Annotated in this window: 20 protein-coding genes; 10 read left to right on the top strand and 10 right to left on the bottom strand. The window is 73.4% G+C overall.

Translation table 11 applies throughout. The annotated features are described in order from the left end of the window. Window positions 1–2: 2 nt before the first annotated feature. Both AC1UE4_RS14580 and AC1UE4_RS14575 read right to left on the bottom strand, forming a co-directional pair. The gene (locus AC1UE4_RS14580; RefSeq protein ID WP_482917956.1) at window positions 3–1,295 is read right to left on the bottom strand and encodes an ABC transporter ATP-binding protein; all 1,293 of its coding nucleotides are present in this window, start codon (window positions 1,293–1,295) and stop codon (window positions 3–5) included. Between the two features lies 1 nt (window position 1,296). Then, the gene (locus AC1UE4_RS14575) at window positions 1,297–2,166 is read right to left on the bottom strand and encodes an ABC transporter permease (RefSeq protein WP_482917955.1); all 870 of its coding nucleotides are present in this window, start codon (window positions 2,164–2,166) and stop codon (window positions 1,297–1,299) included. 60 nt (window positions 2,167–2,226) lie between these two features. Between AC1UE4_RS14575 and AC1UE4_RS14570 the strand changes: the two genes are divergently transcribed. Beyond that, window positions 2,227–3,093, top strand: coding sequence for a hypothetical protein (locus AC1UE4_RS14570; RefSeq protein WP_482917954.1), 867 nt, complete (start codon window positions 2,227–2,229; stop codon window positions 3,091–3,093). Here AC1UE4_RS14570 and AC1UE4_RS14565 read toward each other — a convergent pair. Both AC1UE4_RS14565 and AC1UE4_RS14560 read right to left on the bottom strand, forming a co-directional pair. Beyond that, on the bottom strand, window positions 3,090–4,613 hold the full coding sequence (locus AC1UE4_RS14565) for an FkbM family methyltransferase (RefSeq protein WP_482917953.1): 1,524 nt from the start codon (window positions 4,611–4,613) through the stop codon (window positions 3,090–3,092). The genes AC1UE4_RS14570 and AC1UE4_RS14565 overlap by 4 nt on opposite strands. After that, window positions 4,610–5,260 (bottom strand): class I SAM-dependent methyltransferase, encoded by a 651-nt coding sequence (locus AC1UE4_RS14560; RefSeq protein WP_482917952.1) that lies wholly within the window; start codon window positions 5,258–5,260, stop codon window positions 4,610–4,612. The genes AC1UE4_RS14565 and AC1UE4_RS14560 overlap by 4 nt, the downstream gene beginning before the upstream one ends. A 59-nt stretch (window positions 5,261–5,319) precedes the next feature. Here AC1UE4_RS14560 and AC1UE4_RS14555 point away from each other — a divergent pair, with 59 nt between their 5' ends. Then, window positions 5,320–7,035 (top strand): hypothetical protein, encoded by a 1,716-nt coding sequence (locus AC1UE4_RS14555; protein WP_482917951.1) that lies wholly within the window; start codon window positions 5,320–5,322, stop codon window positions 7,033–7,035. Here the strand turns inward: AC1UE4_RS14555 and AC1UE4_RS14550 are convergent. Together AC1UE4_RS14550 and AC1UE4_RS14545 are read right to left on the bottom strand one after the other, a co-directional pair. After that, the gene (locus AC1UE4_RS14550) at window positions 7,022–7,831 is read right to left on the bottom strand and encodes a glycosyltransferase family 2 protein (RefSeq protein WP_482917950.1); all 810 of its coding nucleotides are present in this window, start codon (window positions 7,829–7,831) and stop codon (window positions 7,022–7,024) included. The two genes, AC1UE4_RS14555 and AC1UE4_RS14550, sit on opposite strands and share 14 nt — an antisense overlap. Next, window positions 7,831–8,541 carry a class I SAM-dependent methyltransferase gene (locus AC1UE4_RS14545; RefSeq protein WP_482917949.1) on the bottom strand — a complete coding sequence of 237 codons (711 nt, stop codon included), beginning with the start codon at window positions 8,539–8,541 and terminating at the stop codon, window positions 7,831–7,833. The genes AC1UE4_RS14550 and AC1UE4_RS14545 overlap by 1 nt, the downstream gene beginning before the upstream one ends. Before the next feature lie 41 nt (window positions 8,542–8,582). Between AC1UE4_RS14545 and AC1UE4_RS14540 the strand changes: the two genes are divergently transcribed. Beyond that, the gene (locus tag AC1UE4_RS14540) at window positions 8,583–9,707 is read left to right on the top strand and encodes a CgeB family protein (RefSeq protein WP_482917948.1); all 1,125 of its coding nucleotides are present in this window, start codon (window positions 8,583–8,585) and stop codon (window positions 9,705–9,707) included. Beyond that, window positions 9,704–10,720, top strand: coding sequence for a glycosyltransferase family protein (locus AC1UE4_RS14535; RefSeq protein ID WP_482917947.1), 1,017 nt, complete (start codon window positions 9,704–9,706; stop codon window positions 10,718–10,720). The genes AC1UE4_RS14540 and AC1UE4_RS14535 overlap by 4 nt, the downstream gene beginning before the upstream one ends. On the opposite strand, the gene AC1UE4_RS14530 is transcribed toward AC1UE4_RS14535, so the two are convergent. Continuing rightward, window positions 10,717–11,820, bottom strand: coding sequence for a DegT/DnrJ/EryC1/StrS family aminotransferase (locus tag AC1UE4_RS14530; protein WP_482917946.1), 1,104 nt, complete (start codon window positions 11,818–11,820; stop codon window positions 10,717–10,719). The genes AC1UE4_RS14535 and AC1UE4_RS14530 overlap by 4 nt on opposite strands. A 38-nt stretch (window positions 11,821–11,858) precedes the next feature. Between AC1UE4_RS14530 and AC1UE4_RS14525 the strand changes: the two genes are divergently transcribed. Genes AC1UE4_RS14525 through AC1UE4_RS14505 form a run of 5 tightly spaced genes read left to right on the top strand, consistent with a single transcriptional unit; the run spans window position 11,859 to window position 16,638 of the window. Next, entirely contained in the window at window positions 11,859–12,632 is a 774-nt protein-coding gene (locus AC1UE4_RS14525; protein WP_482917945.1) for a glycosyltransferase family 2 protein, read from the top strand. 30 nt (window positions 12,633–12,662) lie between these two features. Beyond that, window positions 12,663–13,676, top strand: a complete 1,014-nt coding sequence (locus tag AC1UE4_RS14520) for a glycosyltransferase family 2 protein (protein ID WP_482917944.1) — start codon at window positions 12,663–12,665, stop codon at window positions 13,674–13,676. Continuing rightward, window positions 13,676–14,503 carry a glycosyltransferase family 2 protein gene (locus AC1UE4_RS14515; RefSeq protein ID WP_482917943.1) on the top strand — a complete coding sequence of 276 codons (828 nt, stop codon included), beginning with the start codon at window positions 13,676–13,678 and terminating at the stop codon, window positions 14,501–14,503. The genes AC1UE4_RS14520 and AC1UE4_RS14515 overlap by 1 nt, the downstream gene beginning before the upstream one ends. Before the next feature lie 4 nt (window positions 14,504–14,507). After that, the gene (locus tag AC1UE4_RS14510; RefSeq protein WP_482917942.1) at window positions 14,508–15,938 is read left to right on the top strand and encodes an ArnT family glycosyltransferase; all 1,431 of its coding nucleotides are present in this window, start codon (window positions 14,508–14,510) and stop codon (window positions 15,936–15,938) included. After that, complete coding sequence (locus AC1UE4_RS14505) at window positions 15,931–16,638, top strand: hypothetical protein (RefSeq protein WP_482917941.1); 708 nt, start codon at window positions 15,931–15,933, stop codon at window positions 16,636–16,638. Before AC1UE4_RS14510 ends, AC1UE4_RS14505 begins: the two co-directional genes overlap by 8 nt. Here the strand turns inward: AC1UE4_RS14505 and AC1UE4_RS14500 are convergent. From AC1UE4_RS14500 to AC1UE4_RS14490, 3 genes are read right to left on the bottom strand one after another with little or no spacing between them, the layout of a single operon-like run. Further along, window positions 16,621–17,772, bottom strand: a complete 1,152-nt coding sequence (locus tag AC1UE4_RS14500) for a glycosyltransferase family 4 protein (RefSeq protein ID WP_482917940.1) — start codon at window positions 17,770–17,772, stop codon at window positions 16,621–16,623. The two genes, AC1UE4_RS14505 and AC1UE4_RS14500, sit on opposite strands and share 18 nt — an antisense overlap. Then, the gene (locus AC1UE4_RS14495) at window positions 17,769–19,019 is read right to left on the bottom strand and encodes a glycosyltransferase family 4 protein (RefSeq protein WP_482917939.1); all 1,251 of its coding nucleotides are present in this window, start codon (window positions 19,017–19,019) and stop codon (window positions 17,769–17,771) included. Before AC1UE4_RS14495 ends, AC1UE4_RS14500 begins: the two co-directional genes overlap by 4 nt. 9 nt (window positions 19,020–19,028) lie before the next feature. Beyond that, window positions 19,029–19,952, bottom strand: coding sequence for a methyltransferase domain-containing protein (locus AC1UE4_RS14490; protein ID WP_482917938.1), 924 nt, complete (start codon window positions 19,950–19,952; stop codon window positions 19,029–19,031). A 26-nt stretch (window positions 19,953–19,978) separates the two neighbouring features. Here AC1UE4_RS14490 and AC1UE4_RS14485 point away from each other — a divergent pair, with 26 nt between their 5' ends. Further along, on the top strand, window positions 19,979–20,929 hold the full coding sequence (locus AC1UE4_RS14485; RefSeq protein ID WP_482917937.1) for a hypothetical protein: 951 nt from the start codon (window positions 19,979–19,981) through the stop codon (window positions 20,927–20,929). Window position 20,930: the final 1 nt, after the last annotated feature.

Raw genomic sequence — 20,930 nt, 5'->3', positions numbered from 1 at the left:
GCTCAGGCGGACGCCGTGGGCAGCGGCGACGGCGCGGGGCCGCCGCGATCCTCGCTGACGCTCCACGCGTGCTCGATCAGCACGGCCGCGTGGCCCGCCGACGGTCGCCGGCCGCTGCCGTAGAAGTCACCCTCGCCGACGGTGACGACGAGCGCGGCGGTGACGAGGTCGAGCAGCTCGTCGCCGCGACCGGCAGAGATGTTGACCGTGTAGCGGCCCGGCGGCAGCGGGAGCTTGGGGATCAGGCAGCGGATCTCGCCCTCGGCCGGCACGCTCTCGATGACCGCGCCGGCGACGTCGCTCTCCATGTGGAGCATCCGCTCGCCGGTGATGCTCGCGAAGTTCACGATGAAGCGCGGGGCGATGAACGTGTCCTCGCGCTCGGTCTCGTAGCGCAGGACGACCTCGAGCGGCTCGCCCGTGAGCGGCATGTCGACGACCTCGTCGCCGCGGGCGAGCCCGATGGCGGTGAAGCGCAGCCGCTGGTTGCCCTGGCGGTCGGTCCGGTCCGCGAGGCTGACCCCGGTCCGCTCGGTGACCGCCTGGACGTAGTGGCTGATGACGTCCGAGGTCGGGCCCTCGATCACCTTGCGCCCGCCGGACAGCATCATCGACCGCGGGCAGAGGCTGCGGACCGCGGTGAGGTTGTGGCTCACGAAGAGGACCGTCCGCCCCTCCGTCGCGACCTCCTCCATGCGCCCGAGGCACTTCTGCTGGAACTTCAGGTCGCCGACGGAGAGCACCTCGTCGACGATGAGGATCTCCGGCTCGAGGTGCGCGGCGACCGAGAACGCCAGCCGCAGGTACATGCCGCTCGAGTAGCGCTTGACGGGCGTGTCGATGAACTGCTCGACCTCGGCGAACTCGACGATCTCGTCGAACTTGCGCTCGATCTCCTGCCGGGCCATGCCGAGGATCGCGCCGTTGAGGAACACGTTCTCGCGGCCCGTGAGCTCGGCATGGAACCCGGTGCCGACCTCGAGCAGGGCGCCGACGCGGCCGTGCAGCTCGATGCGGCCCTCGGTCGGCGGCGTGACGCGCGAGAGGATCTTCAGCAGCGTGCTCTTGCCCGCGCCGTTGTGCCCGATGATGCCGAAGGTCTCGCCGCGCGGGATCTCGAAGCCGACGTCGCGCAGCGCCCAGAACTCCTCGCGCGCCGGACGCCGCTCGCGCCGGCCGGCGCGCTTGACCCGCTCCGTCACGACCTCGCTCAACAGCGAGTAGCCGGACTGCATCTGGCCGAGCAGGTAGCGCTTGCCCACCCCTTCGGTGACGACGGCGAGGTCCGTGCTCATCTCACACCAGGTCCGCGAAGAAGTGCTGGGTGCGGCGGAAGTAGGCGAGTGCGGCGAGCACCCCGGCGATCGCGATTGCCGACGAGATCGCGATCCCGGCCCACGTCGGCGGCGTCGTGTCGAGCAGCGCCCACCGCACGCCGCCGACGACGGTCACCATCGGGTTGAGCGCGTAGATGTACTGCCAGGCGCCCGTGACGAGCGTGCCGGGGTACACGACCGGCGTCGCGAACAGCCAGACCTGCACGAGCAGCGGCACGGCGACGACGACGTCGCGGTACTTCACGTTCGCCGCGGCGAAGAACGTGCCCGCGCCGAACGCGACCAGAACGCCGACGAGCAGGAAGAACGGCAGCGAGATGACGTGCCACGTGGGCGCGACGCCGTACAGCGCCATGAGGATGAACACGACCATCAGCGCGATGGTCATGTCGACGAGCAGCGCGCCGAGCTTGGCCAGCGGCAGCGCGAGCCGCGGGAAGTAGACCTTCGCGAGCAGGTTCGCGTCGCCGACGAGGCTCTGCGCCGCGGTCGTCACGCCCATTGAGACGAACATCCACGGCACGAGCGCCGCGAAGGCGAAGAGCGGATACGGCACGCCCTCGGACGGGATCTTGGCCAGGCGCCCGAAGAAGATCGAGAAGATCGCGGCGAGCGCGAGCGGCTGGGCAACCACCCAGATGACGCCGAGCAGGCTCTGGCGGTACCGCACGAGGACATCGCGGCGGACGAGGAAGTACAGGAGCTCGCGGTACTCCCAGACCTCGCGCACGCCGAGGCTGCCCCACCGGGTCGGTGGGGTGATGACGACGGGTTCGGGGCTGCCGGCGACGGCGGGCGTCGCGACGTCGGTGGGCGTGATCGCGGCCAAGACGACTCGGCGGGCAGGGTAGTAGGGGCCTCAGCGGGCCCCGCCTATCATGCCCGCCCCATGGGCCCCACCGACACGCCCGCAGCGGCGACCGACCTCAGCTCCCACGCCCGCAACGTGTTCTCGCAGAACGGCGAGGACGGGATCCTCGAGCGCATCTTCTCGCTGCTCGGGATCGAGCGCGGCTGGGGGGTGGAGTTCGGCGCGTGGGACGGCACGCACCTCAGCAACACCTACAACCTGATCAAGAACCACGGCTGGAGCGCCGTGATGATCGAGGCCGACCCGGCGAAGGTCGAGGACCTCAAGCGCAACATGCAGCCGTTCGAGGGCGTGACCTGCATCAACCGCTTCGTCGAGTTCTCCCCGCCGAACGACCTCGACGGGATCCTCGCGTCGACCGACGCCCCGAAGGACCTCGACATGCTGTCGATCGACATCGACGGCAACGACTACCACGTGTGGGACAGCCTCACGGAGTACCGGCCGAAGGTGGTGGTCATCGAGGACAACCCGACGATGCCGGTGCACATCGAGTTCGTGCAGGAGCGCCACATGAGCGTCAAGCACGGCTCGTCGCTGCTCTCGCTCACGAAGCTCGGCGAGCGCAAGGGCTACACGCTCGTCGCCGCCCCGGGCTGCAACGGCATCTTCGTCCGCGACGACCTGGTGTCCAAGCTCGGCGAGGTCGAGACCGCGATCGAGAAGCTCCGTCCCGGCCGCGAGAACGAGACGTCGATCCTGCACCTCTTCGACGGCACGCTCGCGATCGCCGGGCGCCGGAACCATCCCTGGAACGGGATCGAGCTCGAGGACAAGCGGATCCAGGTGCTGCCGGCGCCGCTGCGCACGTACACGCCCGAGGCGTCGAAGCGCACGCGGCAGCTGCAGAAGCTCTGGACCTGGATCTACAAGCGCCGGCCCTAGGCCAGCAGGCCTGCTTCGCGCAGGCGCTCCCGCCCGGCCGCAGAGGCCGCCACGAGGTTGATCAGCCGGTCCAGGTGACCGACGGGGCGGAACGGAACGAGCCGCCCGTCCTCGGCGTGGAGCGGCCAGAAGCCCTGCTCCTCCAGGCCGCCGACGACCTCGACCGCGCTCGTGCCCGCCGGCCCGAGCGTGTGGTCCGACAGCTCGACGAGCAGCACGTCGACCGCGCCCGCGCCGAGCAGCGACGCCGCGCCCGCCAGCACGCGCGCCTCGGCGCCCTCGACGTCGATCTTCAGGAGGTTGACGTGGTCGACGCCGGCATGGACGGCGGTCTCGTCGACGGTCGTCGTGCGCACGGTGACGGTCGACTCCGGACGCACCGACAGGTCGGGACGCTCGACCGAGCGCGGGACGAGCGACGACCACGACTCGTAGCCCGGTCCGTAGAGCGTCAGCACTGACTCTCCGGGAGCGTCGGACACGGCCGCCTCGTGCGTCGTCACGACGTCCGCGAGGTCGTTCAGGGCGAGGTTCTCCTCCAGACGCGCGAACGACCGCGGGAGCGGCTCGAACGTGTGGACGACGCCGCCGGGCCGCACCTTCGCGCCCATCGCGACGGCGAACTTGCCGATGTGGCCGCCGACGTCGAACGCGACGTCGCCGGGGCGCAGCACCGCGCGCGCGACCTCGACCTCGTCCTCCTCGCTGCCGCCGCCGAGCTCGAGGAACGCGAGCACCTCGGGTTCGTCGATCAGCTGGAAGCGATGCCCGTTGCGGTCGGCCAGCACGGCCGGCGCGCCGATCGCCGCCGCGCGCTCACGGCGGCGCCGCGCGTGGTGCTCCGCGCGCAGGCGCTGCAGTCGTTCGCGCGTCAGGCCGACGGCGACCGAGACCGCGCGGTGGGGTAGCGGGCGGGGCGGCGCGGGAGGCGGCGGCGCGTCGGTGCGGACGTCGTCGCCGGCGGGGACGGGCGTGGGGGCCAGCGTGCAGCGCTCGAGACGGTCGAGCTCCCGAGCGGTGCGGTCGTCGAGCGCGAGCAGCCAGCCGCTGGCGCGCTCCGGCGTGACGTCGGCGCTCCAGACCTCCGCGACGTCCTCCGGGACCGCGCCGGCGAACGCGGCGGGGACCAGCGCGACCAGCCGCTCGCGACCACCGGCGCCGTCGAGCGCGCGCCTGACGTCGTCGGCGGAGCGCGCGTGCAGGCAGGGCACGAGGACCGCGTCGCCGGCCGGCCGGCGGACGTCGACCGTCACGGCCACCGGGTCGGCGTCGCCGTGCTCCCATGCGGCGGTCAGCGACCGCGCCCGCGGACCGGTCGCCTCGCCCGTCGCGAGATCCACCGCGCTGCCGGTCGTCAGGTCCGCGACCACCCGGTGGCCGCAGCCGCTGCACCGTCCGCTGATCGCCGGATGCGCTCCGGCGACGTGCACGCGCAGCACGTCGAGCGCGTCGCCGCACGAGGGGCACGTCCCCGCGCGCTCCGGCGCGGGCCGCAGGGCGAACGGTGCGGGCGCGGTCACGCCGTCGGCGCGATGGTCCGTGCGAGCCGGGCCCGCAGGCCCGTGCGCGGAGGCTCCGCCGCCGGAGCGTCGGAAGTGGGCAGGCGCTGGCCGAAGCGGTCGACGATCTCCCGCGCCTCGGCCGGCACGGCGATGATCAGGTCCGCGAGAACGGTGCAGTGATGCCCTGGCTTGGCGGCGCGCAGCGCGTCGAGCACCTCGACGAGCGCCGGCCACTGCGCCGGGTCGTGCGGAGGCGGGGGCGGCGCGCAGAACAGCCGCGCGTCGTCGATGAGCACGCAGTCCGAGGGGTGGCCCCCCGCGAGCGCGGCGATCTCGTCGCCCACGGGGCACTCGGCCTGCTCGCCGGCGGTCGGGCCGCCGCTCCAGTGCCCGTCGAGGAAGTACAGCGTCGGCACGGCCGGGTCGACGAGGCGGGGCAGCTCGGTCCGCGAGTCGCCCTGCACGAGGGTGACGTTGCCGACGTCCCGGAGCTCCTCGGTCGCCGCGCGGTGCAGCTCCTCCGACAGCTCGATGCTGAACGCAGCGGGGAACAGCCCGGCGAGCAGCCGCGCGCCGCCGCCGCGGTACGTGCCGGTCTCGATCGCCCGCCGCAGGCCGAGCGCGTCGCGCAGCTCGGTCGCCAGATCGATGGGAAGGCCGCCCATCGGGCCGAGTATATGAGCGGTTCCCCGGCCCTCCGTGCAACGCTGACGCCTCTTCGCTCGTGTCCGGACCGCTTCCGCTCACCACGCCGCTGCCGACCGCCGCCACGCTCCACCCGGCCCCGCCGGCCGCGGGTCGCTGCCCCCGCGACGGCTCTGCGCTCGACGCCGTGCGCCTGCATCTGGCCGGCTGGCGGTTCGCCCTCGAGGGGCGGTGCCAGGCGTGCGGGCACCTGCTCGTGCAGGACCTGCCGTCGGGGCACGCGATCACGTACCCGACGACGCTGGACCTCGACACGGGCGAGACGCTCGACGCCGCGGGCGCCCGGTGGTTCGCTGATCCGTTCGCCAACGGCTGGCGCCACCCCGACGTGGCGCCCGTCGCGCTGCGCGTGGAGCGCCGGGCGACCGAGCGGCGAGCGGTGCTGCTGCACTGCCTCGACCCCGTCTACGGCCACGCGCTCCTTCGCCTGCTGAGCGCCGGCCGCGTCGCGGACACCGCCGGTGACGCCGCCACCGTCGTCCTCGTCCCGCGCTCGCTGGAGCCGCTCGTTCCCGAAGGGGTCACTGAGCGCTGGGTCGTCGATGAGCCGCTCGGCCGGCTGTGGCACTGGCTGACGGACCTCGACGGGCAGCTCCAGGAGGAGCTGGGGCGCTTCGACGAGGTGTCGCTCGTCGCGGCCCCGCCCCAGCCGCACCCGTCGACGTACGACCTCGACCGGATCGCTCCGGACGCCCGGCCGGAGGCGCTCGGGCGACCGACGATCGCGCTGAGCCTCCGCGAGGACCGGCGCTGGGGGACCGACGCGGCCGACCAGGCCGCGCGCGTCGCCGAGCTCGCCGACCGCATCCGCGCGGGCCATCCCGAGGCGGGCTTCGCGGCGGTCGGCCCCGGCCCGCGCGGCGGCCTGCCGGAGACCGTCTCGGACCTGCGGGCCGAGCGGCCCACCGCCGAGGACGAGCGGCGCTGGATCGGCGTGCTGCGCGCGACCCAGCTCGTGGTGGGCGTCCACGGCTCGAACCTGCTCCTGCCGTCCGGGTTCGCCGACGCGACGTTGGAGCTGCTGCCGCACGGCCGGTACGGCAACAAGCTCCAGGCCTCGCTCGTCCGGCACCCCGATCCCGTCGTCGCGCTCGACCGCCATCGCACGCTCTACGGCGACGAGGACCTCGCCGACCTGAGCGCGGAGCGCGTCGCCGACGTCGCGATCGCGGTGCTCGACGGGCTCGACCGCTTCGTCGCGCTGTCGACCGGCCCCGCCGCGGGCGTCGGGTCGTTCGACCCGCTCGACGGCTTCTCGAAGCCGCTGCCCGCGTCACCGGAGCGGCCCCTCGACGACGACGAGGACCGGGCCCGTCCTCCGGCGGTCGAGCGAATCCGCGAAGCGGCCGCTGCTGCCGCCTCCGCCGTCGGCGTCCGCCGCTCTCCGCCGACCCCGCAGGAGGTCCTCGCCGCGAGCCTCGAGGAGCACCTTGCGACGCTCGCGCCCGGCAGCGTCCGGCGCGTCGCCGGCGCGGATCCCGATCCCGGGCTCGGCGATCAGCAGGTCGAGGTCATCGTGTTCGACGGTTTCGCCGATCCGCCCGCCGTTACGCCGCCGCCAAGCCGCGCGCTGGCCGCGCGCCTCGCCGAGGCGGGGCTCCTGCCTCACACCGGCGTCGACGGCCGGCTCGTCCCGTTCCGGCCCGCCGGCCCGATCACCGAGCCGCGCACCGTCGTCGCGCTCGCCCCGGCCGCGCGCACGCGGCTCGAGGCGGCCGGCCTCATCGGCCGATGACCGCCCGCGCCCTCCGGGTCACCGGGTGGATCGCCCGCATGAAGTCGTAGAACCGGCCCTTGATGAGCGCCTGGCGCAGGCGCTGCTGGCGGCGCTCGGCCGCGGTCAGGTGCGGCGCGTACATCTCGACGAGCCGGCGGCGCTCCTCGTCCCACTTCTCCTCGTTGCCCGCGGACTTCGCTTCCTCCTGGAGGTCGCGGACCGCGAGCTCCTCCTCGATCAGCGCGGGCATGATCCCCGCGAACGCCAGCCGGAGGCCGTGCTCGGTGTCGAAGACGTAGTGGAGGTCCTCGCGGAACGGACCGAGCTCGTCGAAGACGTCGCGGCGCCAGAAGCTCGACGGCTGCGGGACGCCCCACGGGTCGAGCGCCCACCACCAGCGCGGCCGGTTCGGCAGCTCGGGCCGCCAGACGTCGGTGGTCCGGCCCGCCTCGCCCTCGTAGCGGCACGCCCCGACGACCCACCGCGCGCCCGTGCGGTCCAGCGCGTCGACCGCGAGGCGGAACGCGCCCGGCAGGTAGTAGTCGTCCGAGTTGATGTAGGCGACGTACTCGCCCGTCGCACGGCGCAGCGCCTTGTTCAGCGCGTCGGTCTGGCCCGCGTCCTTCTCGGACACCCACCAGGCGATGCGGTCCTCGTACCGGCGGATGATCTCGACGGACTCGTCGGTGGAGCCGCCGTCGGCGATGAGGTACTCGACGTCGCCGTAGTCCTGGTCGAGGACGGAGCGGATCGTGCGCTCGATGAACGCGCCCTGGTTGTAGGAGGGCGTGATGATCGAGAGGCGCGGGCTCATCAGGCGCCGAGGACGAAGAGACCCAGCGAGTAGAACGACGCCGAGCCCTCCGTGTCGAGCGCCTGCTCGCGCTCGCACTGGCGCCACAGCGCGCCGTCCTTGCGCCAGAACTGCTGCTCGACGACCTCGTAGCCGTCGATCAGGCGCGGCAGCCGCCGGGGCCCGTAGACCCGGTGCTGGGGTGCGAAGACCGCGTCGCGGCCGACCGGGATCGTGAGGATCATCCGGCCGCCCGGCGTCAGCAGGCCGCGCAGGATCCGCATCGCGTCGAGGTCGCCGTCGGGCGCGTCGCTCGAGCCGTAGCGGCCGCCGAGCCCGACGTGCTCGACCGACGAGCAGTTGACGATCTGGTCGAACCGCTCGCCGCCGAAGTCGTGGGTGAGGACGTCGCCCTGCACGTGGCGGACGCGTGGGTGGTCGTAGTCGAGCGAGCTCGGCAGGCGGTCGAACGCGACGACCTCGTGGCCGCGCTGGGCGGCGGCGAGCGAGAGGAACCCGATGTCCGCGCCGAAGTCCAGCGTGCGGCCCGCGCCGTCCGCCATCCGGGCGAAGCAGAACGACCACTCGACCCACCGGTCGCCCTGCAGCGAGGCGCCCGCGTCGGCGGAGCGCAGCTTGCGCGCGGCGTCGGCGGAGAGGTCGGCGGTCACGCCGAGCACGTACGCGGCACTGCGCCGGACACGCTGCTTGGCAGGGGTGCGTTCGGGCATCGGGCGGGCACCTTAGCGCCCGTTCTACGCTCGAACGCTTCGTGCGCGTCCTCGTGGTCGACACCTACTACCCCGCCTTCACGGCGACCCACTACGCCGAGCACCCCGGCTTGGAGGCCCGTCCGTACGCGGAGCAGATCGCCTCGCTCATGGCGCGGCGGTTCGGGACGTCGGACGCCTACTCGCGCGAGCTGCGCCGGCTCGGCCATGTGGCGCAGGACGTCATCGTCAACTGCGAGCCGCTGCAGCTGGCGTGGGCGCGCGAGCACCGGCTGCCGGGTCTCGGCGCGATGGTCGCCGCCACGCGCGCGCCCGGTCGCGTGGGCGCGCTCGCCCGGCAGGCGCTGCTGCACCGCATCGCGCTCGCGCAGGTCCGCAGCTTCACGCCCGACGTCGTCTACCTGCAGGACCTCTGGTTCTTCACGCGGCGGGAGCTCGACCTCCTTCGGCGCTGGGGGCCGCTCATCTGCGGCCAGATCGCCAGCGAGGCGCCGCCGCCCGAGCGGCTGCGTGGCTTCGACCTGCTGCTCACCTCGTTCCCGCACTACGTCGAGCGCTTTCGCGCGGCCGGCGTCGACGCGGAGTACCTGGCCATCGCGTTCGACCAGACGCTCGCCGGCGTCGTGGACGTCGCCCCCGACCGTCCCCGGCGGCACGGCGCCGTCTTCGTCGGCGGCGTGAACCCGGCGGTCCATCCCGCTGGCACCGCGCTGCTCGAGCGGCTGTGCGAGCGCGTCGACCTGCAGGTCTGGGGCTACGGCCGCGACGAGCTGGCGCCCGGCTCGCCGCTGCGCGAGCGGCACCACGGCGAGGCGTGGGGGCTCGATATGTACCGCGTCCTCGCCGAGGCCAAGGTCGTCGTGAACCGGCACATCGAGGCCGCCGAGGGCCACGCGAACAACATGCGGCTCTTCGAGGCGACGGGCAGCGGCGCGGCGCTCGTCACCGAGACGGCGCCGAACCTCGGGACGCTCTTCGAACCGGACCGCGAGGTCGCGACCTACGCGTCCGAGGAGCAGCTCGTGGAGCGGATCCGGGAGCTGCTGGCCGACGACGAGCGACGGCTCGCGCTCGCCCGCGCCGGTCAGCAGCGCACCTTCCGCGACCACACCTACGCTCGGCGCATCGAGGAGCTCGCTGCCATCCTGGAGCGCTACCGCCGATGAGCGCCCCGCACGAGTTCTGCACGCTGTTCGACAGCAACTACCTGGCCAAGGCCGTGGCGATGCACCGTTCGCTGCTGCGCGTCGCCGGCGATCGCTTCCACCTCACGGCGATCTGCTTCGACGACGAGGCGAAGCGGATCCTCGACGCGCTCGCGCTGCCGCAGCTGACCGCCGTCCCGCTCGCGGAGCTGGAGGCGTTCGACCCGGGACTGCTCGCCACGAAGAGCGACCGCACGCCGGTCGAGTACTGCTGGACGTCGACCCCGGCCCTGCCGCTCTACGTCTTCGGGACGCGGCCCGAGGTGCAGGACGTCACCTACCTCGACGCCGACCTCCTCTTCTTCGCCGACCCCCAGCTCCTCTTCGACCGCATCGGCGACGACTCGGTGTGCATCACGCCGCACCGCTACGCGCCGGAGCACGCCCATCAGGAGGTCAACGGCATCTACTGCGTGCAGTGGGTGACGTTCAAGCGCGACGAGCGCGGTCTCGAGGCCCTGAACTGGTGGCACGACCGCTGCCTGGAGTGGTGCTACTACCGCCTCGAGGACGGCAAGCTCGGCGACCAGAAGTACCTCGACGACTGGCCCGAGCGCTTCGGCGGCGTCCACGTGCTCGAGCACAAGGGCGGCGGGCTCGCCCCATGGAACATCACCCGGTACGACGTCCAGCGGCGCGGGGCGCAGGTGCTCGTCGACGAGGACCCGCTGGTCTTCTTCCACTACCACCGCGTGCAGCTGCGCCGGCGCGGCGGCCACGCGTGGCAGCCGCCCGGCTACCCGATCTCCGACCACGACCGCGAGCTCGTCTACGACCCGTACCTCCGGGAGCTCGACGAGGCGCTCAAGCTCATCCGGACGGTGGCGCCGGGCTTCATGGGCGGCGTCGAGCCGGGCCCGACGGTCAAGCAGCGGGTCCAGGACGCCCGCGCCCGCTTCGGGGCGCACGCCGTCAGGCGCTTCCCGTTCCTGCTGCGGGTCCGGTACCCGCGCGGCGTCCCCGGCGCCGACTAGGCCGTCGCGGCGGCGCGGGCCGCGCCGGCGACCTGCTCGACGTCGTCGTCGGTCAGCTCGGGGTAGATCGGCAGCGAGACGACCTCGGCCGAGAGCTGCTCGCTGACCGTCAGCGGCACCGGCCCGTTGCCCAGGTGCGCGTAGGGCGCGTGCCCGTGGATCGGGTGGGGGTAGTGGATGATCGTCGCGACGCCGCGCTCCTCCAGCGCCGCGCGGAAGCGGTCGCGGTCGGGCGCGCGCACGACGAAGAGGTGGAAGACGTGCCGGCGCCCGTCGAGGCGCTCGAGGGGCTGCACCGGCGTGCCGGCGAGCGCCTCCGCGTAGCGGTCGGCGATGGCGTTGCGACGGTCGTTCCAGGCGTCGAGGTGCGGCAGCTTCGCGCGCAGCAGGGCGGCCTGCAGCTCGTCGAGGCGGCTGTTGACGCCTTCGCTGACGTGGACGTAGCGATCGGCCTGTCCGTACTGGCGGGCGAGCCGCAGCTGCTCGTCGAGGTGCGCGTCGCCGGTGACCACCGCGCCGCCGTCGCCGACGGCGCCGAGGTTCTTCGTCGGGTAGAACGAGAACGCCCCGAGCGCGCCCATCGTGCCCGCGCGCCGGCCGCCGGCCTCGGCGCCGTGGGCCTGCGCGCAGTCCTCGATCACCGCGGCGCCGCGCTCGGCGGCGATCTCGAGCACCGCGTCGATGTCGCCGATCTGCCCGTACAGGTGGACCGGGATGACGGCCTTCGTGCGCTCGGTCATCGCGCCGCGCAGGGAGGCGGGATCGATCGTCGCGGTGGCCGGCTCCACGTCGCAGAGCACCGGCGTCGCGCCCGTGCGGCGGATCGCCGAGACGGTCGGCACGCACGTGTTCGCCTGCGTGACGACCTCGTCGCCCTCGCCGATGCCCAGCGCGCGCAGCGCGAGCTCGATCGCGTCGGTGCCGGATCCGCAGCCGACGGCGTGGGGGCTGCCGGTCCAGCGCGCGAACTCGTCCTCGAACGCCTTGCCCTCCTGTCCGAGGACGAACCAGCCGCTGTCGAGGACGCGGGCGACGGCGGCTTCGAGATCGGGGCGGAGGTCGGCGACGCCGCGCTTGAAGTTGGCGAAGGGGACGGTCACGGGGCAGGAGGCTAGCCGCCAACTAGAGTCAGCCCGCCTTGGCGCTGCTCTCCATCGTCACGCCCATCTTCAACGCCGCCGACTACCTCGAGGCGTGCCTCGACAGCGTCGCGGCGCTGCCCATCGAGCACGAGCACGTCGTCATCGACGGCGGGTCCACGGACGGCACGGTCGCGCTGCTCGAGGCGCGCGACGACCCGGCGCTGCGGTGGGTCAGCGAGCCCGACCGCGGCCAGACGCACGCGGTGAACAAGGGCATCGAGCGGGCGCGCGGCGACCTGGTCATGTGGGTCAACGGCGACGACGAGGTCGTGCCCGAGGGCGTCGCCGAGGCGGTCGCGCACCTGCGCCGGACGCCGGACTGCCAGGTGGTCTACGGCGGTCTCGACTTCATGGACGCCGACGGCGTCGTGAAGCGCCCCTACCGCCCGGCGGAGTGGAGCTGGCTGCGGTACCTGCTGCTCGGCGACTACGTCCCGACGCCGACGTTCGTGTTCCGCGCGTCGCGGGCGGCCGCGGTGGGGCCGCTCGACGAGCGCTGGGTCGACGCCGCCGACTACGACTTCTACCTGCGCCTCACGCACGCCGTGCGGGTCGACCGGATGCCCGACGCGCACGTGCGGTTCCGCTGGCACGCGACGAGCAAGTCCGCGACCGACGTCTGGAAGCAGCAGGACGAGGCGCAGGCGATCCGGCTGCAGTGGTCGCGGACGTGGCGCGATCGGGCCGTGATGGTCGGGTTCGACCGGACCAAGCGCGCGGTGCTGCCGGTCCTCACGCGCGGCCGCTGGCCCGAGCCGTTCGCCGACTGACAGCGGGCGCCGCTCGTACCCTGCTTCGCCGTGCAGGGTCCCGTCTCCGCTGTCGTGGTCGTGTCCTTCGAGGACCCGGCCGTGGTTCGCCGCACCATCGAGTCGCTGCTCGAGCAGACGCGCCCGCCCGCGGAGATCCTCGTCGTGGACAACCACCCCGAGGGCGCGCCGGGCAAGGCGTTCCTCGAGTGGGGGCTGCCGGTGCGGGTGCTCGCCTCCGGCGAGAACCTCGGCTACCCGCAGGGCTGCAACTACGCGCTGCCGCACGCCACGCAGCCGTGGATGTTCTTCCTCAATCCGGACTCGATCGCCGAGCCGGACTGCCTCGAGCGGCTGCTCGAGGCCGCCGACGAGCGCACCGCGGTCGTGGGGGCGCAGGTGCTGCTTACCGATGGGGCCACCGTGAACGCCGGCGACAACCCGGTCCACGTGACGGGCCTGTCGTGGTCGGGGCGCTACCTCGAGCCGCGGGAGGACGGGCCGCCGCGCGACGTCGCCTGCTGCTCGGGCGCCGCGCTCATGCTGCGCACGGACGTCTTCCGCGAGCTCGGCGGCCACTGTCCCGGCTTCTTCCTCTACGTCGACGACACCGACATCGCGTGGCGTGCGCGACTGGCCGGCTGGCGCGTCGTCTTCGTCCCCGCCGCGCACGTCCGCCACGACTACGAGTTCACGAAGGGCGCGCGGAAGTGGTTCGAGCTCGAGCACAACCGCGCGTGGATGGTCTTGTCGAACTACCGCGCCGGGACGCTGCTGGCGCTGGCGCCGATGCTGCTGGCCGCCGAGGCCGGCATCGCGCTCCAGGCCCGCCGCGACGGGTGGTGGGAGCCGAAGGTCAACGCCTGGAAGGCGACGGCACGCGAGTGGCGGCGGATCGGCCGCTGGCGCCGGCGCGTGCAGCGCGGGCGCACCGTCAGCGACCGAGAGATCCTGGAGCTGCTGCGGGGCGACATGCACACGCCGCTCGTCGAGAGCCCGCTGCTCGACCGCGTGAACCCGTGGATGGAGCGCTACCGCCGCGTCGTCCTGACGTTGGTGCGGTGATGGCGGACACCACCGCGGTCGTCACCTGCTTCAACTACGGCGCTTACGTGGGCGAGGCCGTCGCGTCGCTGCTCGGCCAGGACGACCCGCCGCACGTGATCGTGGTCGACGACGGATCGACCGATCCCGCCACGCACGAGGCGCTCGACCGGCTGCCCGCGGAGGTCGAGGTCATCCGGCAGGCGAACGCGGGGGTGTGCGCGGCGCGCAACGCCGGGCTCGCCCGCGCGGAGACGCCCTTCGTGCTGTGCCTCGACGCGGACGACCGCCTGGCGCCGGGCGCGCTGGCGGTCCTGCGCCGTGCGCTCGCCGGGCACCCGGACGCCGGCTTCGCGTACGGCCACCCGCGCTTCTTCGGCGCCTGGGGCGGCGAGCTGCGGTTCCCGCCCTACGACCCGCTGCGGCTGCTCGACCGTCACCTCATCGGCCTGACTGCGCTGACCCGGCGCCAGGTGATCCAGGACACCGGCGGCTTCGACGGGCGCTTCGGCGCGTTCGAGGACTGGGAGCTGTGGTTGAACGCGCTCGCCCACGGGTGGACCGGCGTGCGGGTCGACGAGGTGACGCTCGAGTACCGGCGCCACGCGGGCGGGTCGAAGCAGGTCGAGGACCGGCGCCGCTACCGCGAGGCGCGGCGCCTCATGCACGAGAAGCACGCCGCGCTGTACGCGCGGCGTGCGGAGCTGGCCCGCACGAGCTCGCTCGGCGCGGCCGGGCGGGTGGCGCACCGGCTCTACTGGGGCCCCAGGCCGCTGCCGGCGCGTGCGGAGTCCGCGCTCTACGCCGCCGTGTTCGGCCTGCGCAAGGGAGCCGGCGCCCGTGGGTAGGCGCGTGCGGTCCGTCCCGGCGCCGCTCGCCGCCGTGCTCGCGGTCGCCGCGGTGCTGGCGATCGGCTGGTCGGTGCTGCTGCCCGCGTACGAGGGCCCCGACGAGATCTCGCACTTCGCCTACGCGCAGCGTCTCGCGGAGACCGGCTCGCTGACGTGGTCGACGGTGAGCGGCCTGTCCGACGCGGACGCTCCCGCGTACTCGACCGAGGTCGGATCGAGCGACATCTGGGCCGGGACCGCGGCGACGCACGGCAACGTGGCGATGCAGCCGTACACGACGGCGCTCGACGAGCGGCTCTGGGAGAGCGCCTCGGCGGACTTCGGCGACGCGCAGCGCAGCGACGGCGGCTTCACGTCGGCGATGCGCAACCCGCCGCTGTACTACCTGGCCACCGCACCGGTCTACCTCGCCGGCGAAAGCGCGGACGTCTTCACCCGGCTGCACCTCGTGCGGCTGCTCAGCGTGCCGTTCCTCCTCGCCGTCGTCGTCTTCACCTGGCTGCTGGCGGGTGAGCTGCTCGGCCGCCGGCGCGTGCTGCAGACGCTCGCCGCCGGCAGCGTGGCGCTCATCCCGCAGCTGGCGCTGCTCGGGGGCGTCGTGAACCCGGACGCGATGCTCGCGGCGATCTGGTCGGCGGCGCTGTATCTCATGGTGCTCGCGTTGAAGCGAGGGGGAACGCGCGGGCGGCTGATCGGGCTCGTGCTGCTGACGATCGCGTCGGCGCTCACGCACGGGCGCGGCGTCCCGCTGGCGGTCCCAGTCGGGCTGACCTTCGCGATCCTCGCGTGGCGCCGTTGGGTGCCCGAGGAGCGGCGGACGCCGCGGCTCGGCGGCGGCCTGCTCGCGGGCGCGCTCGTCGCGTTCCTCGCCGCCGCGTCGTGGTTCGCCGTGCGCGGCGACGTCAGCGCGGTCCGGCTGCGCGAGTGGGGCTCGTACCTGTGGCAGTTCTACCTGCCGCGGCCGGGCTTCCTGACCGAGAACGCGGGCAGCCTCTACGACGCCCGGCGCGTCTACATCGACCGGTTCTTCTCCGAGCTGGCGCAGTTCGACATCGCGCTTCCGGGGCGGGCCGTCGACACGCTGTCGTGGGTCGTCCTCGCGGGGCTCGTGCTGCTGGTCGTCGTGCTCGTCGTGCGCCGCGACGCCGTGCGGCGTCAAGCGGCGGTCGCGGTCGTCCTGGCCAGCGCGATGCTCGCGGTGGTGGTGACGCTGCACGCGGTCGCGTGGCGCGACCTGCTCGTCGCCACCGACCCGGTGATCACGGGGCGGTACCTGACGCCGCTGGCGCCGCTCTTCGGCATCGCGATCGCGCTGCTCGTGCGGGAGCTTCCTCGGCCGGTCCGGCCCGGCGCCGGGACGGCGGTCCTCGGCGTGGGCGTCGTCATGAACCTGTGCCTCTTCGCGACGGCGGTGGTGCGGTTCCATGTCTAGGGTGCGCCGGCCCGCCACCCTTGGCGCGCTCCTCGTCGGGCTCGCGCTGCTCGTCCTGTCGTTCGTCCTGCTGGCGAGCTGGCTGCAGGAGCCGCGCCGGTTCGCGGCCGCGATCCCGCAGCCGTCGCCGCTCTTCTCCACGCCGGTCGTGGGCGTCTCACCCGGCGACACCGCGTGCGTCACGGACTTCACGCTGACGCCGCGATCGGAGGTCGCGTCGTGGCAGATCGGGACGAAGTTCCAACCCGGCGTGCCGATGAGCTGGTCGATCCGGGGCGACGGCGGCTTCCACGCGAAGGGCCGCATCGCCGGGGGATACGCGGACAACAGCATCCTCCGAGCGCAGATCGACCCGCCCGATCGCCCGATCCGGGCACGGATGTGCTGGCACAACCTCGGCCGGCGCGAGGTGGTCTTCTACGCCGCCGAGGACCGGACGGTCACGACGGCACGGACGCTGCTGAACGGCAAGCCCGACGGGCGGCACATCCAGCTGCGCTTCGACGAGGCGCAGGTCGCGAGCGTCGGGCGGCGATGGTCCGAGATCGCCACAGAGACGACGCGGTTCTCGGCGAGCTTCATCCAGCCGTGGATGATCTGGCTGCTCGCGGCGCTCGTCGCCGGCGGCGTCCCGCTGCTTGTCGTCGTCGCGATGACGCGGGCGTCCGTCGAGGACGACCGGTCAGAGCGCGGCTCGTAGGCCGCGCTCGAGCTGCTCGGCGGCGTTCGGCCACGTGCGCCCGGTCACGAGGGCGCGGCCGTCCTCCGATCGTCGCCGGCGTTCGGCGGGGTCGTCGAGGAGACGCTCGACCGCGCTCGCGATCGCGAGCGGGTCGGGTTCGGCGAGCATGATCGGACCGTCGTCACCGAACGTCGTGCGCATCGCGTCGCTGGTCAGGTCGACGCACGGCAGGCCGCACGCGAGCATCTCGGTCGGGACGAGGCTCGGGTTGGTGGTCGAGAGGACGACGCCGACCGTCGCCTCCGCGTAGGCGGTCGCGAGGTCTTGCGGTGAGAGGACGCCGAGATGGGTGTGGGGGAACCGCGTCTCCACCGGTCTGGCTTCGCCGAACAGAGCGATCTCGACGTCCGGGCGCCGGCGGTGGAGCTCCTCCATCGCAAGCAGCGCGAGTGGGACCGCGCGGCGGGCGGTGACGGCGCGGGCGTAGACGAGGACGCGATCGTCCCTTCTGGCGACTGCCCGCGGCCGGTAGACGTCGTGGTCGACGCCGAGGTCGAAGGCGTCGCTCGTCGCTCCGTAGCGGTCGCGGACGAGCTGCGCGAGCCACGGCGACGCGCACACGCAGTGCAGCCCGAGCCGGTACGTCTCCTCCGCCCACAGCCGTTCCGCCGACGTGCCGTAGAACTCCGGCTCGTGGTCCTGGACGAGGTACGCCCGGCCGCGGGCGCCCGGCAGCCGGAGGACGCGGAACACCGTCTGCCACCCCGTCGCCACCACCACGTCGGCACCGCGCCAGGCGGAGAAGCCGTCATGGACCGGCGCCGCGAGAGGCCCGAAGAACGCCTTGAAGTCCCGCTCGACGTCCGCGCCATCGTGCCGCCCCTCGTCGTCCTCGAGCCAGAGAGAGCACCGGTGCCCCCGCCCCTCGAGTCCTCGGACGAGGTTCGCGATCGTCGAATGCCCCCCGCTCCCGCGCCGGAAAGGAGGGATCACCACGGCCACCGACATCGCCGCTTCCTCGCGCGAAGAGGTCGTGAGCGGCGCGGCCCCCTCGCGTCTCCACTCGAGCAGCGCGGCCGGCGCCGCGACGCGAAGAGGCTCTCCGGGCGTGGCCCGCAGCCGCGCGACGAGGGCGCGGAGGCGCGGTCTCACCGGAGGATCCTCTTGACGAGGCCGATGACGAACGGGCCGACGCGGCCCTCTTGGATCTTCGGGTTGCGCCAGAGCGCTCGGAGCTGGCGGAAGCCGGGCATCCGCACGAGCCTCTCCAGGCGGGCGGCTTTGCGGCCGAAGTCGAGGCGTTCGGCGAGGAGCCCTCGGTTCGTCTCGACGTGGCCGCGGATCTCTCCGAGGGCCATCGCGGCGCTGGTGCCGGGCAGCGGCGCCGGCTCGCGGCGGATGCGCAGGAGCGCCAGGGCCATGAGCTGCGACGCCTGGGCCCACGACGGCCAGCCGCGGGCGGTCGCGAGCGCGTTGGACCGGAGGAAGTGCAACAGCCGGCGATCTCGGGCGAGCAGATCAAGGAGGCGGGCGGTTCCCGGAACGTCCTCCCAGTCGCAGACGAGCGCGTTCCAGCCGTGCTCGATGTACTCGTCGTGGCCGGTCACGGGCGTCGTGACGCACGTCGCGCCCATGTGGAAGCCCTCGAGCGGCGGGCCGAACATCCCCTCGACGCTCGACAGCTTCAGCACGACGTCGGAGCGGCGGTAGAGCTCGGCCATCTCGCGGTGCGTCAGCGGGCCGACGACCTCGTCGTAGGCGAACCCCTTCAGCGCGTCGCCGCGGCGGCCGGTCACGAGCGTGAGGTGGTGGGCCTCCTTCATCGCCGCGGCCGCCTTCAGCGCCTCGGGGACGCCCTTGAACCACACCTGCGGATCGCCCTCGACGACGATCCGCAGCGGCGCGTGGTACCGCACCGGCACCCGATCGACCGGCGCGAAGACGTCCTTGTCGATCCCGTTCCGCACCAGATGACACGGCGCGTCGGGCCGGACCTGCGCGAGCGTCGCCGCGATCCAGTGCGCCTCCGTGATGAACGCGACCGGCAGCCCGAGCGTCGTCGACGCGCCCAGCCGGTCCGCCTCGTCGCGCTTGTAGAAGCGGTCCTCGAGGCTCTGGACGAAGTACGCGTACCGGTCCGCGGGCACGTCGAACAGGGACGCCGTCGTCTCCCACCACGTTGCGACGGCGACATCGAAGTGCCGCTCGAGCGCCTGCTCGCGCGTCAGGACGTCGACGGCGGCGAGGCTCTCGTACTGCCAGTGCTCGTTCTCCTGCTCGCGGACGACGACCAGCGCGGTCTCGAACCCGTGATCGCCCGCGAGGCGCCGCGCGTGCTCGACGACGACGCCGACGCCGCCGGAGAGCTGCAGGTCGTTGACGAGGAAGGCGACCTTCACCGGAGGGAGCTACTCGCCGCCGGTCGGCTCGCCGCTCGGCAGCGTCTGCGGATCGACGCCCGTGAGCGGCAGGCCGAGGCGGCCTTCGAGGTCGTGGATGTACGCGCGGAACTCCTCGAACCACGGCCGCCACGTCTCGACGAGCTCCTGGAAGTACGCCAGGTCGGCCTCGCGCGCCCGCTCCCAGCGGCGCTGCTCGTCCAGATCCGACTGCACGACCTCGGCGTGAACGCCGACCGCGCCGGCGCGCGGGCCCATCGCCGCGATGAAGTGGCTCGGCACGGCGTGCGCGGCGTCGAGCGTCACGGAGAGCGTGGCGCTCGTCCCCTCCTCGGCGGCCAGCGGCACGATCGCCGAACCGTTCAGCGCGATCTGCCGGCACACGATCGCGCCCGCCGGCAGCAGGCGGCGCAGCTCGTCGAACGCCCCCTCGCTCCACATCGTCACGTGGTGCGGGTTGTCGATCGTCCAGAACGCGTCGTTCGGAACGCTCAGCAGCACCGTCGCCAAGCCGTCCTCCGCCAGCGCGCTCAGCATCTCGACGAGCGGCACGAACGTCGTGAGGTGCTCGACGACCTCGAAGCACGTGATCACCCGCTCGCTCTCGTCGCCGCGCAGGAGCTCCTCGCGGATGCGACTCAGCGCCTCGGGATCCGTCAGGTCGGCGGACAGCGCGCTGATCTCGGAGGTGCCGAGCCGGCGAAGCTCGCCCGCCGCCGCGTCGACCGCCGACTGCTCCACATCGACGAGCACGGCACGGCCGGCGAACTCGGAGCCAAGGGCATCCGCGGCCGCGACGCCGTTGCCGCAGCCGAGGTCGAGCCACGCCGCCGACTGCCGGATGAGCGGCGCCGCGAGGCGGTAGCGGAGGTCGTGCTCGGCCCGCAGCGACGGCTTCGTCTCGCGGGTGATGCGCTCTTGCCAGTCGGGCATGCGAGCGGGCTATCGTACCCGCGCCGATGCGCGTGGACCTCGCCCCGAGCGGCCTGCCGTACCCCGTGCCGCCGGTCGGCCGCCCGTTGCGCGTCGCCTTCATCGGCCCCGCGAGCGCGACCGCCGTGTCCGCGCTCGACGCTCCGCTCGCGGACGTCGAGAGCACGGTCGTCCCGTTCGAGGACGGCGGTGACGCCGAGGCGGCGCGCGCCTCGCTCGAGCGGTGGTCGCCGCACGTCGTCGTCGCGCTGCAGCCCTGGCTGCTGCCGGACGGTGCGCTGCACGGCCTGCGGGCGGCGACGCTCGGCGTCCTCACCGAGCCGCTCGCAAGACGCGTCGGCGGCGGCCTGCCCGACAAGGGCGACCGCCTGAACGAGGCCCGCGCCGTGGACGCGACTGACTTCGATCGCGTCCTCGCGCTCGATCCGCTCGTCGTGACCGAGCTGAGCGACACGCTGCCCGTCTGGCGCGCCGTCCCGCCGCCCATCGCCGACCGGCACTTCGCCCCCGTGCACGACGTCCGCGTGCGTCCGGAGGCGCTCTTCTTCGGCGACCCGACGCCGCATCAGGCGCACATGCTCGCCCCGACGCGCGAGGCGCGCCCCGCCGTCATCCGCATCGCCCAGCACGGCGACGACGTCGAACCGACCGACATCGGCATCAACCTCCACCCGAGCGCGCTCCTCGCCTTCGAGCCGGCCGCTGCGCTGCACCTCGCCGCCGGCCGCCTGCTCGTCAGCGAGCCGCTCAGTCCCTCGCACGGGCTCGAGCACGGGATCGACTACGTCCCGATCGGCACGCCCGACGGCCTCGCGCACGTGCTCGACCGGCTTCAGCGCTTCCCGCGGATGTGGCACGCGGTGCGCGTCCGCGGCAGGCAGAAGGCCGAGCACTTCCGCGCGTCCACGCTCTGGCCGCGGGTGCTGGCCGACCTGCTCGCCGACGTGGCGGCGTTCGGGACGGAACGCGCGTCGTAGG

The organism is Parviterribacter kavangonensis, from assembly GCF_056863335.1.
This window is presented reverse-complemented; position numbering and strand designations above follow the sequence as displayed.

Bases quoted from the DNA above. Each gene is read 5' to 3' on its own strand.
- AC1UE4_RS14580 (WP_482917956.1), bottom strand. From the start codon at position 1,295: ATGAGCACGGACCTCGCCGTCGTCACCGAAGGGGTGGGCAAGCGCTAC.
- AC1UE4_RS14570 (WP_482917954.1), top strand. From the start codon at position 2,227: ATGGGCCCCACCGACACGCCCGCAGCGGCGACCGACCTCAGCTCCCAC.
- AC1UE4_RS14560 (WP_482917952.1), bottom strand. From the start codon at position 5,260: ATGGGCGGCCTTCCCATCGATCTGGCGACCGAGCTGCGCGACGCGCTC.
- AC1UE4_RS14550 (WP_482917950.1), bottom strand. From the start codon at position 7,831: ATGAGCCCGCGCCTCTCGATCATCACGCCCTCCTACAACCAGGGCGCG.
- AC1UE4_RS14545 (WP_482917949.1), bottom strand. From the start codon at position 8,541: ATGCCCGAACGCACCCCTGCCAAGCAGCGTGTCCGGCGCAGTGCCGCG.
- AC1UE4_RS14535 (WP_482917947.1), top strand. From the start codon at position 9,704: ATGAGCGCCCCGCACGAGTTCTGCACGCTGTTCGACAGCAACTACCTG.
- AC1UE4_RS14515 (WP_482917943.1), top strand. From the start codon at position 13,676: ATGGCGGACACCACCGCGGTCGTCACCTGCTTCAACTACGGCGCTTAC.
- AC1UE4_RS14505 (WP_482917941.1), top strand. From the start codon at position 15,931: ATGTCTAGGGTGCGCCGGCCCGCCACCCTTGGCGCGCTCCTCGTCGGG.
- AC1UE4_RS14490 (WP_482917938.1), bottom strand. From the start codon at position 19,952: ATGCCCGACTGGCAAGAGCGCATCACCCGCGAGACGAAGCCGTCGCTG.
- AC1UE4_RS14485 (WP_482917937.1), top strand. From the start codon at position 19,979: ATGCGCGTGGACCTCGCCCCGAGCGGCCTGCCGTACCCCGTGCCGCCG.